7 protein-coding genes and 1 riboswitch are annotated in these 16160 nt (G+C 64.3%); of the genes, 4 read left to right on the top strand and 3 right to left on the bottom strand.

What is annotated here, in order from left to right:
• Positions 1-87 precede the first annotated feature (87 nt).
• From SDD30_RS11835 to SDD30_RS11825, 3 genes are read right to left on the bottom strand one after another with little or no spacing between them, the layout of a single operon-like run.
• Entirely contained in the window at positions 88-840 is a 753-nt protein-coding gene (locus tag SDD30_RS11835) for a UPF0280 family protein (RefSeq protein WP_434075125.1), read from the bottom strand.
• A gap of 2 nt (positions 841-842) precedes the next feature.
• The gene (locus SDD30_RS11830) at positions 843-1250 is read right to left on the bottom strand and encodes an NIL domain-containing protein (RefSeq protein WP_434075124.1); all 408 of its coding nucleotides are present in this window, start codon (positions 1248-1250) and stop codon (positions 843-845) included.
• Between the two features lie 5 nt (positions 1251-1255).
• The gene (locus tag SDD30_RS11825) at positions 1256-2485 is read right to left on the bottom strand and encodes a homocysteine biosynthesis protein (RefSeq protein WP_434075123.1); all 1230 of its coding nucleotides are present in this window, start codon (positions 2483-2485) and stop codon (positions 1256-1258) included.
• 110 nt (positions 2486-2595) lie between these two features.
• A riboswitch (SAM riboswitch) is annotated at positions 2596-2699 on the bottom strand.
• A 213-nt stretch (positions 2700-2912) separates the two neighbouring features.
• Between SDD30_RS11825 and SDD30_RS11820 the strand changes: the two genes are divergently transcribed.
• The 4 genes from SDD30_RS11820 to SDD30_RS11805 all read left to right on the top strand — a co-directional run bounded on the left by SDD30_RS11820 (position 2913) and on the right by SDD30_RS11805 (position 16099).
• Complete coding sequence (locus SDD30_RS11820) at positions 2913-4052, top strand: metallophosphoesterase family protein (RefSeq protein ID WP_434075122.1); 1140 nt, start codon at positions 2913-2915, stop codon at positions 4050-4052.
• A 190-nt stretch (positions 4053-4242) separates the two neighbouring features.
• Positions 4243-7824 (top strand): AAA family ATPase, encoded by a 3582-nt coding sequence (locus SDD30_RS11815; protein ID WP_434075121.1) that lies wholly within the window; start codon positions 4243-4245, stop codon positions 7822-7824.
• 165 nt (positions 7825-7989) lie between these two features.
• Complete coding sequence (addB, locus tag SDD30_RS11810; RefSeq protein WP_434075120.1) at positions 7990-11481, top strand: helicase-exonuclease AddAB subunit AddB; 3492 nt, start codon at positions 7990-7992, stop codon at positions 11479-11481.
• Positions 11482-11605: 124 nt separating this feature from the next.
• Positions 11606-16099 (top strand): UvrD-helicase domain-containing protein, encoded by a 4494-nt coding sequence (locus tag SDD30_RS11805; protein ID WP_434075119.1) that lies wholly within the window; start codon positions 11606-11608, stop codon positions 16097-16099.
• Positions 16100-16160: the final 61 nt, after the last annotated feature.

Below are 16160 nucleotides of genomic sequence, written 5' to 3'. Positions count from 1 at the left end.
GAGCCGGGCCGGAAGTTGCCGGAAATTAAAAGGCCGCCTGCGGGCGGCTTTTTGCTACTTTGTTTGTCGGCGACCAGGTGCGGCTGATTATAAAGGGTTTTCGCTACGAACCATGTTTACCCGGCCCCAGGCGGCCAGTTTATCACCGGCAATGATTACCGCCCCCAGGACGCCGGGAATTTCCGCGGCGAGCCTGGCGGCTTTTTCTACATCAAGGGGATCCTGGACGGCATTGCCGGCAGCCGTGGCCACCGCATCGGCCAGGGTGGCAGAGGTGGCCAGGATAACAGCAGCGTCGGCCCGCCCGAAACTCAAAGACGGGCCGACGGTACCGGAAGAGGTGCAGATGCCCAAAGGGCACAGGCGCGGTTCGATCCTCAAAGCCAGGCGGTGGCTGAAGGGCGAAGCGCCGGCAAAAATGCCGATGAGCCGGGAACGGCTGCTATTTAAATAAATATCGCCGCCGTTTTCCACAATGATTTCTTCCTCCGGCCCTGCAAGGGCGAAGGCAACATACTGGGCCATGGCCCCGGCCACCGCCGCCATGGGTCCAACGCCGGCCAGCCTGGCAGCGGCAGCCATTTCCCTGGCGATGGGCGGGGCCTCCGGCTTGACATCATGGGGCGCCAGGGTGCGGGCAAAATCAAGATCCCGGGAAATATATGCCTCCAGTTCGCGGCGATAATAGCGGATGATCTTTTCCGCCCGGCGGACCAATTCCGGTTTAAACCGCGCCTTGGGGATACCAATGTCCAGGTCGGTCTCTTTATAGGCCACCTGGAAATGGACCAGATCTTCCTGGGCAAAGAGCCGGCGGTAGCTTCTCTCTTCGTAGACCAACTTTAAAAACGAACCTCCATGGCCTTGTACGGACAGGCCCTGACACACATCAGGCAGACGACGCATTTATCTTCATCAAAGTGCACGGTCATATCCGGTCGTTCCAAGTATAGAGCGCCGGTGGGACAGACACTAATGCAGGCACCGCAGTGGGTGCAGGTGTTTGCATTACGATGGACATCCTGGCTTAATGGTTGGATGGTAATACCCAGGGAACGCAGGTATTCCAGGCCGCGGGTGTACTGTTCCGGTTCACCCTGGATTTCCAGGACCATCATTCCTTCTTTGTAGGGATTGATGTGGGCTTTGAGGATATTGATCATCAGGTCGTAGTTACGAATGAGCTGGTAGATAATAGGTTGATCGGCTGTTGCAGCCATAAAACGGAGGACTACTCGTTTGGGGGACAATTTCCTCACCTTCCTTTTTCAGGCACAGATGCTATGGTTTCTTTTTCCTGCAAGGATTTTAAAGGCGGGGCCTCATTAATAGAAGGCAACAGGGCTACCGGCTCACTGAGGAGAAAACCGCCAGCCTGAATCCATTCTTTCAAAATGGTAGCGATCTGCCGTGCCCGGGGATAGCTCGATAGGGGCGCCGTTGGTACTTCCCGCCCCTGCAGTGTTATGCCACCTGACTTTAGCTGGGCATATGTTACATATCCAAGGGGTTGAGGGTTGCCTGCCGGGTATTCCAGGCCATAATCAACTACCGGGGCGTATATTTCTTCATCGCTGCGGGAGGCCCAATACATGATTTCTTCGTTGAGGATGGGTATGGGTATACCCAGGCCTATTGTCAGGGAAGCGCCGTAGCCCAGGAAGGAAACGCCGACCAACCACTCCGGCCGCATTTGTTTGAGATCGCCGATTACCGCCAGGGTGCCGCCGGATACCAGCTTGCCGCCTTCAGGCAGGGTCGTCAGGCCGGGGCAATGCTGCGTACCTTGCCAGACCACATAGCCGGTACCGCCGCCCAGGAAAATCCTGGTGCCGATACCGATGGTCCGAAAGTAAGGGTCTTTAAGAAGCGGGCTTAACTGCCCGGAGGTGGAGTAATTGGCATTCCCCATATGAGGTTTTAAAACACCCATATAAGTATATATCGTCCGGTCGGATAAATTGACGGCAACGTTATAATTCTGGTAGGCATTGCGGGGATTAAAAAGCACAGCCTGGTTCAGATCATCAATGGTGATAACGGTATTGATCTCCCGTCGGGGGTAGCAATCGGTACCATAGGCAATGGCCTTTAGACTTACTGGTTTTCCGGCTACCAGGTCGTGGATGACATGGCCGCCCCCGTAGCGAAATTCGCCGGGGTAAACGCTGTTTAAAGGGTCATTATCCGGGACCTCGGTGGCTCCCAGGAAAGCATCAACAGCGGCCAGGCCGGCGTAGGCCTGGACATTATTCAGCCACACCTTGCTCATTTTCATCCGGGGTTTGGTATGGCCGAAATTGAAATATGCCCCGGAAGAGCACATAGTTCCAAAGGTCCCGGTGGTGACCACGTCAACTTCCATCGCCGCCTGGCGGACACCCTTTTCCCGGACGAGGGGAATAACCTCTTCGGCCGTTACGACTACAACCTTCCCGTTTTTTATCCTGGCGTTGATTTCGGCCAGGGATTTTTCCACTGCCATTGCTATACCCTCCCTGAACTCTACCAGTTTCACTGGAACAAGCTAACTAATCTAAAATGAAAAATAAAAAACCCCTTCCCGAAAGTATAAGAAGAGGTTTAATAGCCATCACCTTATCTCTCAGGGTCTTCCTGCGGCATTTAGCACCTTCCGGCAAAATACCGGGGTTGCCGGGTTTCATCGGGGCCTTCCCTCCACCTGCTCTCGATAAGCCGTGAAACATTATACAATTTTTCCATTATAAAATGGTATCATGACAAGATAGATGTGTCAAGGAAAAATTAAATAATGTATCAAGGGACAATGAAAATGTCACTATAAAAACGCCTTAAGGGGATAACGCCGGAAATAAGCGATTTTGCAGGAAATCCGGGTGGTATGGCGAAAGTGATCTTTAAGCATGAGAAAGGTAGAGGAGGTAACCTCATTGTTCCGCGTCCTGCACCTGGCTGACCTGCACCTGGGCTACCGGCCCGATTTGCCGGCACCCCTGGATGCCGGGGTGGGCCAGGAACGCGATCATATCCTTAAGGCTGCCGTAGACCTGGCCCTGGACCCAGCCCGGGGGATCAGGCTGGTCCTCATCGCCGGGGACCTCTTTGAAACCCACCGGCCGGAGGCCGCCCTGGTAGAAGAGGTTATCCGCCAGTTGGGCCGCTTGGTGGCGGCCGGCATCCAGGTGGTGACGGTGCCGGGCAACCACGACGAGATTACCTATAACGATTCCGTCTACCGCCAGGAGGCCCGGCGCTGGCCCGGCCTCCTGGTCACGGCACCGATGCCGGAGCGGGTGGCCCGCCTGGAGATAAATGGTACTCCCTGCGACCTGGTGGCCATGGCCTACACCGGCGGCGTGACCCGGGCCGGCCGGCCCCTGGCGGAATTCCCGCCGGCCGCGGGGGAAGGGGTACACCTGGCCGTCTTTCACGGCTCCCTGGACTGGGACGGCGGCGAGCGCAGCCTGCCCCTGGACGGTGCGGCCCTGGGGGCGGCTGGTTATGACTATGTCGCCCTGGGCCATATCCACCGCGGCGGCCGGCGGCAACTGGGCGCCGGCCTGGCCAATTACGCTGGCATGGTGGCCGGCAAGGGTTTTGCCGATCCCGGTATAGGGTGCTGGACCATCGTCACCCTGGGGGATGGCCCGGCCCGGGTGGAGGCGGTACCGGCGCCGGTACCTTCCTGGCGGCTGGTGGACCTGGATGTGACTCCCTTCAGTGAACCGGAGGAATTAGAAGGAGCGCTGCGGGAATATTTATCTTCTGCAGCCCTGGTCCAGGTGCGCCTGGCGGGGGACCTGGCCTTCAGTCTTGATCTACCCGGCCTGGAAGCCCGCCTGGCCCCCCTCTGCCGCCATCTGGAACTGGTAGACGCTACCCGGGGCCTGGCGCCCCGCCTCCTGGAGGAGGTGGCCGCCGAACCGACCATCAGAGGCCTCTTCGTCCGCCGCCTCCAGGCCCGGCTGGCAGCTGCCGCGCCGGAGGAAGACGCAATCATCCGCCGCGCCCTCCGGCGCGGGTTGCTGGCCCTGAGTGGTAGCTCAGAGGAGCCCCGTATGGGGGGCTGACGCCCCCCATGAGGGATGAAAATGCAGGTGGAGGTAGGGGCTGGAGCTTGTACCGCCAGCCCCGCAGCAGTTGAGCACAGCCTTTGCGCCGACGAGCCCTCTACACTGCTGGCACTTCGCCGGCGGAAGTTTATTTATGCTGTAGTAGTTAGTAGTATTACTAGAAGTCAAGAAAGGACCGGGATGCGGCATGCCCCTTGTTATCTGGCAGCGCCTGACCCTGGCCGGCTTCGGCTGTTACCGCGATCGGGTGACCTTTACTTTCCAGGACGGCCTCAACATCCTGGTGGCCCCCAATGAACGGGGCAAATCGACCCTCATTGCCGGTTTGGAGGCCGTCCTCTTCGGCCTCCCCAATGTCAGCAATCCAGAGGCCTTCGGCAGCGCCCGCTTTACCAACCGGGAGAACCCGGATCACTGCGAGGGGGAAGTGGAATTCCTGGTCGGCGGCCGGTCCTGCAGCATCAAGCGGCTTTTCCATAACAACCGGGTTACCTTCCGGGTAAAGGGTGACCAGGGGTGGGAGGAAATCTGGCAGGGCACCCACAACCCGGCGGCCCTTCGGAAGATCCCGGTTTATATGGAACACCTGACCGCCCACCTGGGCCTTACCAGCCGGGAACTCTTTGAGGCTACCTTCTGCCTGGGCCAGCCCCTGCCGGAGGGGCGTTTCTTGAGCAGCGAGGTGCAAAGGCTCCTCTCCGGCAGCGGCGGCCACTACCAGGAAGCCCTGCAATGGCTGGCCGGCGATCTCAGGAGCCTGACCCGCTACTGTGGCGACCTGGGGGTGGGCAACAACGGCCGCAAGGATGCCCGGCTAGAGGAACTAAAGGCGGAGATTGCCGCCCTCCAGGAGCAGACTCAGGCTACCAGTACCGCCCTCGACCAGTTGACGGCCGTTCGTGGCCGCCTCCGGGAACTGGATGCAGAGATAAGGAAGAGCCGTGAGGAGCTGCAAAAACAGCAGGACCTGAAAGCTGCCTGGGACGGCTGGCGCGCCCTGCAGGTACGGTACGGCAGCGTCCTGCGGGAACAGCAGCAGGCCCTGGCGGCCCGGGACCGGGCCAGGGAGCTGGACGCGAGGATCCGCCGGCACCAGGAGGAGGCGGCCCGGCTGTACCCCGAGTGGACCCGGGCCCCGGAGGCTGCCGCCGGGCAGCTGGACCGCCTGGTGGAACTGGAACGGGAGTTGAACCGTCTCCAAGACGAAATCGAGGCCTGGGCCACCCGCCTGCAGGACTACCAGCAGGAAGAGGAGGGGCTGGCGGCCCGGCTGCAGGGGGAACTGGCGGCGGTGGCCGGCCACCCGGATATCCTGCGGGACCTGGAGGATCTGGAGGCTCTCCAGGCCGAACAGGAAAAACTGGCCGGGGAGGTCAAGGAACTGGCGACCCGGGCCGCAGCCGCGGCTGCCGGGCTGGCCGATCTACCTGATTTCAGCTCCCTGGGACGGAGCCCGGCCACGGCCCTGGAGGGGCTGCAACTGGCGGCCCGCCAGCTGCAGGAGGGCTGGGAGGATTTCCAGGAGCTGCAGCGGCGTTGCCGGGAGCTGGAAGCCGAACTGGCCGGGGAGATGGGCTGCTTTACCGCTCTGTCGCCGGAGCAGGAGGCCCTGGTAGCCAACTATGAAGCCAGCCGTCTCGCCAGGGAGCGAGAGGAAGAGGCGGCCAGGGTCGCCGTCCAGCGGATTGAGGAACAGCAGGCGAACTACCGGCGCCGCCAGGAGGAGTTTACCCGCCAGTTTGGCGATCTGGAGGACCTGGGGGAGGAAGCCTTGGAGGCGGCAGCCGCTAAACCCCGGCTGCTGGCCGGGCTCCAGGCCAGGGAAGGGGAGCTGGCGGCGGTCCGGGCTGCCCGCCAGCGCCGGCGCCAGGGGCTGACCCTGGCCCTGGCCGGAGCCGGTGTGGTGGTGGCTCTAGCAGCCGGCCTGGCCGGCGGCCGCTGGCTTCTCGCCCTGGTAAGCTTTCTGGTTCTGGCCGGCGCAGGCTATGTCATGGGCCTCTACCTGGGCCGCCCGGGCCGGGAAGAGGGGGGGCTGGAGTCCGTCCTGGCCGGCACCAGGGGGGAACTGGAACGCCTGGACGCCCGGCTGGGCCTCTGGTCCGGGGCCACGGCCGCCGAATTGGGGGAACTGCGCCAGCGCCTCCTGGCCCGGGAGCAGGCCCGGGCGGAACTGGCGGCCCTGGCCGCCTCCCTGCCCGGAGATGCAGCCGCGGAGGCGGCCCGGCAGGCCCTGGCGGCAGCTATCCAAGCCCGCCAGGAGTTTCGAGAAGCCACGGCTGGTTTTAGCGCCCGTTTTGCTGATGTGGGCGCCGCCTACCGGCGTTACCAGGAAGCGAGCCGGGAGAGGGAGCGCCTGGCCGGGGAGATGGCGGCCTTTACCACTCGAACCGTAGGGGCAGAGCCGGAGGCGGCCCTGGCGGTTCCCCTGGCGAAGTTGAGTACCCCCTGGTCGGGCCTGACCACCCTGGCCCGCCTGGCCGGGTCGGAGCCGGCCACGGTGGGCGAGCTGCTGGCCTGGCTGAAGGGTTTTGACAGGGACGCCTGGACGGATTTCCTGGCCCGGGCGCGGCGCTGGGAGGAAGCGACCCTCCTGGCCCGGCAGGTGCAGGAAAAACAGGAGCAGCTCCTGCAGCCGGACCACGAGGGCCGGACGGCCCTGGACCGCCTGGGGACGCGGATAGCCGCTTTACAGAAACATATTACCCCCTTTACCTTGGCCAGTGACCGGGAGGTCATAGCCGCCCAACTGGCTGAGGCCGGGAAGATCAAGGCGCGCCTGACCGAACTGGGCAGCCTGCGCCAGGCTGCCGCCGGCCAGATAGGCACCCTGGAGGAGCAAAGGGAGGCCCTGGAGCCGGAGACAGGGCGCCTGAGGCAAGATCTGGCCGCCATCCTGGCGGCCGCCGGGGATACCGCCGGCGCCCTCCAGCGCCGCCAAGGTTACGAGCGCCTCGCCCGGGAGTGGCGAGGCTGGGCGGAACAGCTGGCCGGCCTCCTGGGTACAGGTACCCTGGAGGACCTGGCCGCTGCTTACCTGGACGCCGCCAACCGGGCCGGGGCCATTCTCCAGGAGTGGCAGGACCTGGTTCGGGAGCACCCGGGCCTGCCCGAGCCGGGGCCGGCAACGAACCGGGAGGAACTGGAGGAACACTACCGCGCCCTCCAGGCCGGGATCAAAGAACTGGAAATCCGCCTGGAAGCCCTGGCCGGGGAAGAACGGGAACTTATGCGCCAGCAGTCCCGGCTGGAGGGCCAGCAAACGGTGAACGTCGCCCTGGCTGCCGAGACCCTGGCCAACCGGCAGCGGGAGCTCACCCGCATGGAAGTAGAGGCCAGGGCTTTGGCCCTGGCCTACCGGGAACTGGAGGCGGCCGCCGGGGAATACAGCCAGAACTACCGCCAGGAACTGAGCCGGCGGGCCGGCCAGTACTTTATCCTCTTCACCGGCCGCCCGGAGCGCCGGCTGGAGATTAGCGAGGATTTTCAAGTGGCGGTCCGGGAAGGGGGGGCGCCTGTAGCCCTGGCCCAGCTCAGCCGCGGCGCCCAGGACCAGCTCTACCTGGCCTTACGCCTGGCCATTGGCGACCTCCTGAGCGCCACCTTGACTCTGCCCTTTATCTTTGATGACTGCTTTGTCAACTGCGACGCCGAGCGCCGGGAACGCATTAAGGAAAGCCTCCTGGCGCTGGCCCCCCACCGCCAGCTTATCCTGCTATCCCATGACCCGGATTTTGCCGCCTGGGGGACGCCGGTGAAGATCGAAAGGTAAGGGTAACCTGTTAAGTTCTACTTTATGATTCTTTTGTTCATAAAACGGAGTGGGTACGGCGATGGTAGGGAGTGAAGGCGGCGAAGACCTTTAATAAGATTTAAACAGGGCCTTTGTCCCCCGGAGGCCCTGAGAGGTATTTTGGGTACAGGCAGGTGTTGACCCTTGGCTTTACGTCTGGTCCTCGGCCGCGCCGGGTCGGGCAAGACGCGCTTCTGTCTCGAAGAAATCAGGGCGGCCCTGGCTGAAGGGCCGGCGGGTCCGGCCCTCATCCTCCTGACCCCCGAGCAGGCCACCCTGCAGATGGAAATGGATCTACATAGAGTCGCCCCGGGACCGGGCTTTAGCCGCGCCCAGGTTCTGAGCTTCCGCCGCCTTGGTTGGCGGGTCTTCCAGGAAGCCGGGGGCGCCGCCCGGGAGCACCTGGGGGAGATGGGCAAGCGCATGGCCCTACGGGCCATCCTCCAGGCGCGCCAGGGGGACCTGACCCTCTTTGCCTCCCTGGCCGGAAGCCCGGGCTTCATCGAGCAGCTCGCCCATACCGTCGCCGAACTGAAGCTCTACCGGGTGGAGCCGGTTGACCTGGAACGGCTGGCGGACGATTACCGGCAGAAGGGTCAGGGGGATACCATCCTGGGCCGTAAACTCCACGACCTGGCCTTGATTTACGGTGAACTGGAGCATTACCTGGCCGGCCGTTACCTGGACCCCGACGACTACCTGGCCCTCCTGGCCCGGCGTTTACCGGAGGCTTCTTTTATCAAAGGAGCGTTAATCTGGGTTGACGGTTTCAACGGTTTCACCCCCCAGGAGGAAGGCGTCCTCCAGGCCCTGATGGCCGCCGCCGGCCGGGTGACGGTCACCCTCTGCCTGGACCCCTCCTTGCGTCACCAAAAGCTGGGTGAAACGGAGCTTTTCCACTCCACGGCCGTGACCTGCCAGCGCCTGCGGCACCTGGCCCTGGCCACCGGGGTAAATATGGAACCCGACCTGGCCCTCCGGGGCACGCCGCCCCGCTTCCAGGCCGCCCCGGCCCTGGCCCACCTGGAGGCTTTCTTTGGCCGCTGGCCCCTGCAACCCTTTAACGGGCCCCCGGACGGCATCCGCCTGGTGGCCGCAGCCAACCGCCGGGTGGAAGTGGAGGCCGCCGCGCGGGAGATCCTGCGCCTGGCCCGGGACGAGGGCCTGCGCTGCCGAGAGATGGCCGTCCTGGTGCGCGACCTGGAGCCTTACCACGACCTTATCGTCAACATCTTCCGCGACTTGAACATCCCCTTTTTCATCGACCGCCGCCGGCCGGTGGGTCACCATCCCCTCATCGAGTTGGTGCGGGCCGCCCTGGAGACGGTGCTGGAAAACTGGGCCTATGACCCTGTCTTCCGCTACCTGAAGAGCGACCTGGTGCCCGTTGCCCGGCGCATAGTCGACCGGCTGGAGAACTACGTCCTGGCCCACGGTATCCGCGGCCGCCAGTGGCTGGATGAGCGGCCCTGGACCTTTAGATCCGGCCGTGACCCGGCAGCGGCTGCGGCGGCGCCGGTCGGGGGCCAGGCTGCTGGTGTGCCTGACAACCTGGACCCTGCCCTGGCGGCCCTGAACCGTTACCGGCGGGGGGCCACCGCCCACCTGCAGCGCTTGCACCGGGCCGTCCAGGGCCGGACCCTGACGGTGCGGGAGATTACCGCCGCCCTCTTTAACCTGCTCCAGGAGCTGCGGGTGCCCCGGATTTTGGCCGCCTGGCGCTGCCGGGCCCTGGCTACCGGGGAACTGGACGCCGCCCAGGAACACGAGCAGGTCTGGGACGGCCTCATGGACCTCTTTGATGAACTGATTACCGGCCTGGGGGATACCCCCCTGGGATTAGAAGAGTATGCCGCCATCCTGGATGCCGGTATGGAAGGGCTGAAGCTGCGTCTCATCCCCCCGGCCCTGGATCAGGTAGTGGTGGGTACCCTGGACCGCTCCCGCCAGCCGGAACTCCAGGCCGCCCTGGTCCTGGGGGTGGGTGAAGGAGTGCTGCCGGCGCGGCTGCCGGAGGATGCCACCTTCAGCGACCGGGAAAGGGAAGAGCTGCAGGCGGCCGGGTTGGAGCTGGCACCGACCGGCTCGCTGCGCCTTTATCATGAGGAGTACCTGGCCTACCTGGCCCTGACCCGCTCGCAACGCTTCCTCTGGTTGAGCTACCCCCTGGCCGATCATGAGGGCCGCGCCCTGGCGCCCTCTCCCCTGGTGCGCCGGCTGCGCCAGCTCCTGCCGCAGCTGCCGGAAGAGAGCGCGGGCCTGGATCTGCCTGGCGGCGCGGCCGACCTGGAATACGTCACCACCCCGCGGCAGGCAGCCGGTTACCTGGCCCGGCTCTCCAGCCATCACCAGGAACTGCCTCCCCTTTGGCAGGAGGTCTACCGCTGGCTGGCTGCCCATCGGGAGGCCTCCCGGTGGCTGGGGCTCCTACGGGGTACCGGCTATCGCAACCAGGTCGAACCCTTGGCCCCGGAAGTTGTCGCGCTCCTTTTTCCCCAGCCCCTGCATACCAGCATTTCTCGCCTGGAGACCTACGCCGCTTGCCCCTTCCGTTACTTCCTGGCCTACGGTCTGGGCCTCCGGGAGAGGGAAGTCTATCAGGTAGACCCGGCCGATATGGGCCAGTTTTATCATGCTGCTTTGAAACTCTTTGTCGAGGAATTACAGGCCCGGGGCCTTAACTGGGGCAGCCTTAGCGACCAGGAGGAGGCAGCCCTGCTGGACCGGGTGGTAGCCGCCCTGGTGCCGGCCCTCCAGCACGAGATCTTGAGCAGCAGCGCCCGTTACGGCTACCTGCGCCGCCAGCTCACCCGCACCCTGGAGCGGGTCCTGGGGGTCCTGGGCGAGCACGCCCGGCGGGGGGAGTTTCGCCCCCTGCTGGTGGAGGCCGCCTTCGGTCGCGGCGGGGAACTGCCGCCCCTGGAGCTGGAGGTCGCCCCGGGCCAGAGGGTGATCCTGGCAGGCCGGGTGGACCGCATCGACGTTGCTAATTTACAAGGGCAGATCTACCTGCGGGTTATTGACTATAAAAGCAGCCAGACGGATGTCAACCTGGAGCGGGTTTACTACGGCCTTTCCCTGCAGCTGCCCCTCTACCTGGAGGCGGCCCTGGCGGCGGCGCCCTGTTTGCTGGGCACGGCCGCCACGCCGGCCGGCATCCTCTATTTCGCCGTCCGCAACCCGGTAATCCGCCGGCGGCTGCCGGTGCGGGGGGAGGCCGAGGTGGCCAAACTCCACCGCCAGGAGTTAAAGATGCGCGGCCTGATCCTGGATGAGCCGGAAGTAATCCGCCTCATGGACCGAGAAGTGGAGCGCAACCCGGACCTGCTGCCGGTGCGCCTCAACAAGGACGGCCGCCCGCGCAAAGGTGCGCCGGTAACCGGCCGGGAGGAGATGGCTCTCCTCCTGAAGCTGGCCCGCGCCCGCGCTGCCGGCCTGGCCGCATCTATCCTCGCCGGCCGGGTAGACATCAGGCCCTACCGCCAGGGCACCAGGAGCGGCTGTGAGTACTGCCCTTATCACCCGGTGTGCGGTTTCGATTTACAGCTTCCCGGCCCGGCTTACCGCCGCCTGGGCGTACTGCAGGGGGAAGACTTCTGGCAGGCCGCCCGGCATTTGTTAAACCCTAGTTTATGAGACTATAGTTCGAAAAACGGAGCGGAAGCGGGGAAATAGGGGGAGGGTGGGGCCTGTCCCTTTAAGTGTGATTTAACTTCATCCTGGTAGAAGCCATTTTCGGAGAATCATGAAGGTGGTAGAAGTGGCCGAGAAAAGCCAACGCGAATGGACGCCGGAACAGCTGGCCGCCATCCAGACCCGGCAGGCCAACCTGCTGGTGGCCGCGGCGGCCGGGGCCGGCAAAACGGCGGTACTGGTGGAGCGCCTTATCCGCCGCCTGACGGACCCCGGGGCGCCCGTCAGCCTGGAAAATTTGCTGGTGGTGACTTTTACCGATGCCGCCGCCGCCGAGATGCGCCAGCGCATCGGCGCCGCCCTGGAGGAGGCCGTGGCCCGCCGGCCGGAGAACGAGGCTTGGCGGCGCCAGCTCCTGCTCTTGAACCGCGCCGCCATCAGCACCATCCACGCCTTCTGCCTGCGGACCTTACGCACCTATTTCTATCGTCTGGACCTGGACCCGGCCTTCCGGGTTATGGACCCGGCCGAGGCCGACCTGATGCAGCTGGAGGTCTTGGACCGGGTGCTGGAGGAGGCCTTCGCCGCCGAGCCTGACGGCGGCCCCATCACCGACCTGGCGGACGGCCTGGGGGGTCGGGGTGATGCGGCCCTGGTGGATCTGGTGTTAAAGGTTTGGGGCTTTACCCGCAGCCTTCCCTGGCCGGAGAAGTGGCTGGAGGATGTGGCGGCGGCGTATGACGTTCCTGCCGGCACCCCCCTGGCTGAGCTACCCTGGTACCGGGAACTCCAGCAGGCTATCGCCCTGGTTCTGGAGGAGGCGGCCTTTTACCTGGGGCAGGCCAGGGCCCTGGCGGCCGGCCCCGGCGGCCCGGCCGTCTACCTGGACTACCTGGAACGGGAAGAAAGAGAGGTACGGGAGCTCCGGACGGCTGTGAACGACCTTTCCTGGGAAGAATTCTGGCAGCGGCTGGCGGGGATCGACTTTGCCCGCCTGCCAGCGGTACGGCGGGAGAGCGTCGACCCGGAGCTGAAAGAGAGGGCCGCCGGTTACCGCGACCAGGCGAAGAAGCTCCTCCGCAGCCTGCAGCAGGAAGGCGACCGTGACGAAGATGCCATCAGGGATGAATTAGCCCGGGCCGGGACGACGGTGCAGGCCCTGGTCGGATTGGTGCGCCGCTTTGCGGCCGCCTACAGTAAGGAAAAGCGCCGCCGCAGCCTGCTGGACTTCAGCGACCTGGAACACCTGTGCCTGCAGGTTCTCCTGAACCCGGCGGCCCGGCCCGGCGAGCTGCGGCCCTCAGAGGTGGCCCTGGAGCTGCGCCGGCGTTACGAAGAGGTCCTGGTGGACGAGTACCAGGACATCAACAGCATCCAGGATGCCATCCTGACCCTGGTGAGCCGGCAGGGGGCCGCGGCTCCTAACCTCTTTATGGTCGGCGACGTCAAACAAAGCATTTACCGCTTCCGCCTGGCCAACCCGGAGCTTTTTCTGGCGAAGTACCGTACCTACCCGGCTTACAAAGGGGAGCCCTCCGTGGTGGCGAGCCGTACCTCCCGCTTCCCCCATCCATTTTTAGGGGAGGGATGGACGGACGGCGGTGAAAGGCCCGCCGGGGAGGAGGGCTCTGCTAGGCCAGTCGCTGGCCCGTTGGACCAGGAGGGCCGGTGCAATGGGGGGACGGCAGGAACCCCAGGCGTAGCTGCCAGCCCTGGCAGCCAGGGTCCCTGCCGCCGTATCCTGTTGAAGGCCAATTTCCGCAGCCGCCAGGGTGTGGTGGACGGGGTGAATTTCATCTTCCGCCAGGTGTTCTCACGCCAGGTGGGGGAACTGGAGTATAACGTCGACGCCGCCCTGGTAGGTCGGGCTGCTTACCCGGAAAACCCGGCGGCGGTGACACCGGCGGTGGAGGTCTATCTCCTGGAAAGGAAGGTTGAAGATGATGTTACCGCTCTAGATGTGGGTGAAGATTTACCTTCTCCGTCATCAACAGTCGGTGCCGGCGCCACCGGGCACCCCGGTGCCACCCTTCCGGACCGGTGGGATACTGCTTTACTGGCAGGGGGGCAGGGGAACGAGCCCGCCAGCAACGAGATCAGGTACGGGGGCGTTACCCCGGCGACAAGTTCAGGAACCCTAGATGTAGAGGATTTGACGGCCCTGGAGCGGGAAGCGCTCCTCGTCGCCCGGCGTATCCGGGAAATGGTTTGGGGCACCCAGGAACACCCAGGGCCGGAGTTCCAGGTCTGGGATACGGAAAAGAAGGCCTACCGGGATGTAACCTGGCGGGATATAGTCATCCTGTTGCGGGCGACTAAAGACCGGGCGCCCGTGTTCCTGGAGGCCCTGCAGCAGCACGGCATCCCGGCTTACGCCGACCTGGGCGGCGGTTACTTCGCCGCCACGGAAGTGGAAACCATCCTTTCCCTGCTGCGGGTAATTGACAACCCCCGCCAGGACATTCCCCTGGCAGCCGTCCTGCGTTCGCCCCTGGTAGGCCTGACGGCGGAGGAGCTGGCCCGCGTCCGCCTGGCCGCCCCGGGAGAGGACTTCTACACCGCCGTGGTTAAGACGGCCGGGACAGCCAATTGCTCAGCTTCCGGGGCCAGCGGTAAGGATATGGCCCCCGACCTGGCCGAGTATGGTGGCCCTGATGTAGCCGGCGCCCTAGTTTTTGAGGGCGACAGTAACTCCCCGGGAACTAGTCTGTCCGCCCGCCTGGCGAGTTTCCTGGCCCGCCTGGAACGGTGGCGCACCATGGCCCGCCGCCAGCCACTGGGGGATGTCATTTGGCAGCTCTACCGCGAGACCGGCTACCTGGAGTTTGCCGGCGGCCTGCCGGGGGGAGCCCAGCGCCAGGCGAATTTACGCGCCCTCCTGGACCGGGCGCGTCAATTCGAGGGCTTCACCCGCCATGGCCTGTTCCGCTTTTTACGCTTTATTGAGAGGCTGCAGCAGAACGAAGGCGACCTGGGCACGGCTCGCGCCTTGGGGGAGAATGAAGACGTCGTCCGGGTGATGAGCATCCACAAGGCCAAGGGATTAGAGTTCCCGGTGGTCATCGTCGCCGACCTGGGCCACGCCTTTAACCTGCGCGACCTCTCCGGAGATGTCCTCCTCCACGGCCACCTGGGCCTGGCGCCCCTGTATTTTGACACCGCCGCCGGCGTCAAATATCCCACCCTGGCTTACCTGGCTACGGCCCACCGCCTACGCCTGGAGGCTTTAAGTGAGGAGGCGCGTATCCTTTACGTCGCCCTGACCCGGGCGCGGGAAAAGCTGCTCCTGGTGGGTTCGGCCAGGGACCTGCCCCGCCGGGCGGCTTCGTGGTGCGCCGGCCTGGTGCACCACGAAGAGCATTTACCAGCTATGCTCATGGCCCGGGCCGGCAGCCACCTGGACTGGGTGGCCGCCGCCCTGGCCCGTCACCCTCACGGCGCCCCTGTGCGGGAGTTGGCCGGGGTAGAAGGGGGCTGTATTCTGGCCGACCCCTCCTGCTGGCGGGTGGAGGTGGTAAGGGGACCGGAAGTGGAAACCGGCCTCCCAGGAACGGCCGTAGGACTGGCTCCCTCTTGCCAGCAGTTAGACAGAGTGGTGGAGGTCGCAGAGGGTGATACCCGGCCTGTTAATCCCCTGGGAGGGGAACAGGGTCTGACTGGGGGGAAGGAACAGGAAGCGCAGATACCTATCGCTGCCGGTACCGCCGCCCCGGTGGCTCCGCCTGCTATACCCGACGTGAATGAAAATGAACCATCGTGCTGCCGGGCAGTTCCAGGTCCTTCTCCCGCTGGCGTCCGGGAAGTACCGCAGCCAGCGAGGGATATTCCCCGCCTGCAGCAGGAAGTAGACCGGCGCCTGGCCTGGGTCTACCCGCACCAGCCCCTGACGGCCCTGCCGGTAAAGCTGGCCGTCACCGAGCTCAAACGACGCTTTGATGTCTTTAATGAAAATGACGCCCCCGTACGTCCTGGTAGTGAGGCATCGGCCGGCCGGTTGCTGCAGACCAGCGCCTTTACCCGCCGGCCCCTCTTTCTCCAGGAGCAAAAGGGCCTGACGGCAGCCGAAAAGGGCACGGCGACCCACCTGGTCCTGCAACACGTTGACCTCAGCCGGCCGGTGACGGGGGCAAGCCTGGCCGGGCTGCTGCAGCTTCTGGTAGAGGAGGAGGTACTGACCCCGGAGCAGGCACAAGCCGTAGACCTGGGGGCCATCGGTGCCTTTTTTGCCGGCCCCCTGGGACGAAGGTTGCTTGACCGGCCGGACCGGGTGCGGCGCGAGTTACCCTTTTCCCTGGCCCTTCCGGTGGCCGAGCTCTATCCCCACCTGCCGGCAGCCATAACTACCGGGGAGATAACCATCGTCCAGGGAATCATCGACTGCCTGGTCGAGGAAGAGGGCGGCTTCTTGCTTCTGGATTTCAAAACCGGCAGAGTCCCACCAGATCCCCGAGCCGCCTATGGCGATCAGCTCTGGTTTTACAGCCGGGCGGTAGAGACTATTTTTAACCGCCCGGTAAAGGAAGCTCTCCTCTACTTCCTCGACGGTGGCAAGGACTATAGGGTGTGCATGACCTCGAAGTCGAAGGGCCGCAAATTTCGGCCCCGTGCGTCAGTACTGTGACCAGATAGTACGCATTGCCACCTCTGGTGATTTTATGTTATAATAACGACTGTTTCGGCAA

Origin of the sequence: Moorella naiadis (nom. illeg.), assembly GCF_051020825.1 — a bacterium.
Classification (GTDB): domain Bacteria; phylum Bacillota; class DSM-521; order Neomoorellales; family Neomoorellaceae; genus Neomoorella; species Neomoorella naiadis.
Note: the sequence above shows the minus strand (reverse complement) of the source record. Positions and strands in the feature narration are given on the sequence as shown.

Excerpts from the sequence above, each read along its gene's own strand:
- SDD30_RS11825 (WP_434075123.1), bottom strand. The coding sequence starts at position 2,485 with ATGGCAGTGGAAAAATCCCTGGCCGAAATCAACGCCAGGATAAAAAAC.
- SDD30_RS11815 (WP_434075121.1), top strand. The coding sequence starts at position 4,243 with ATGCCCCTTGTTATCTGGCAGCGCCTGACCCTGGCCGGCTTCGGCTGT.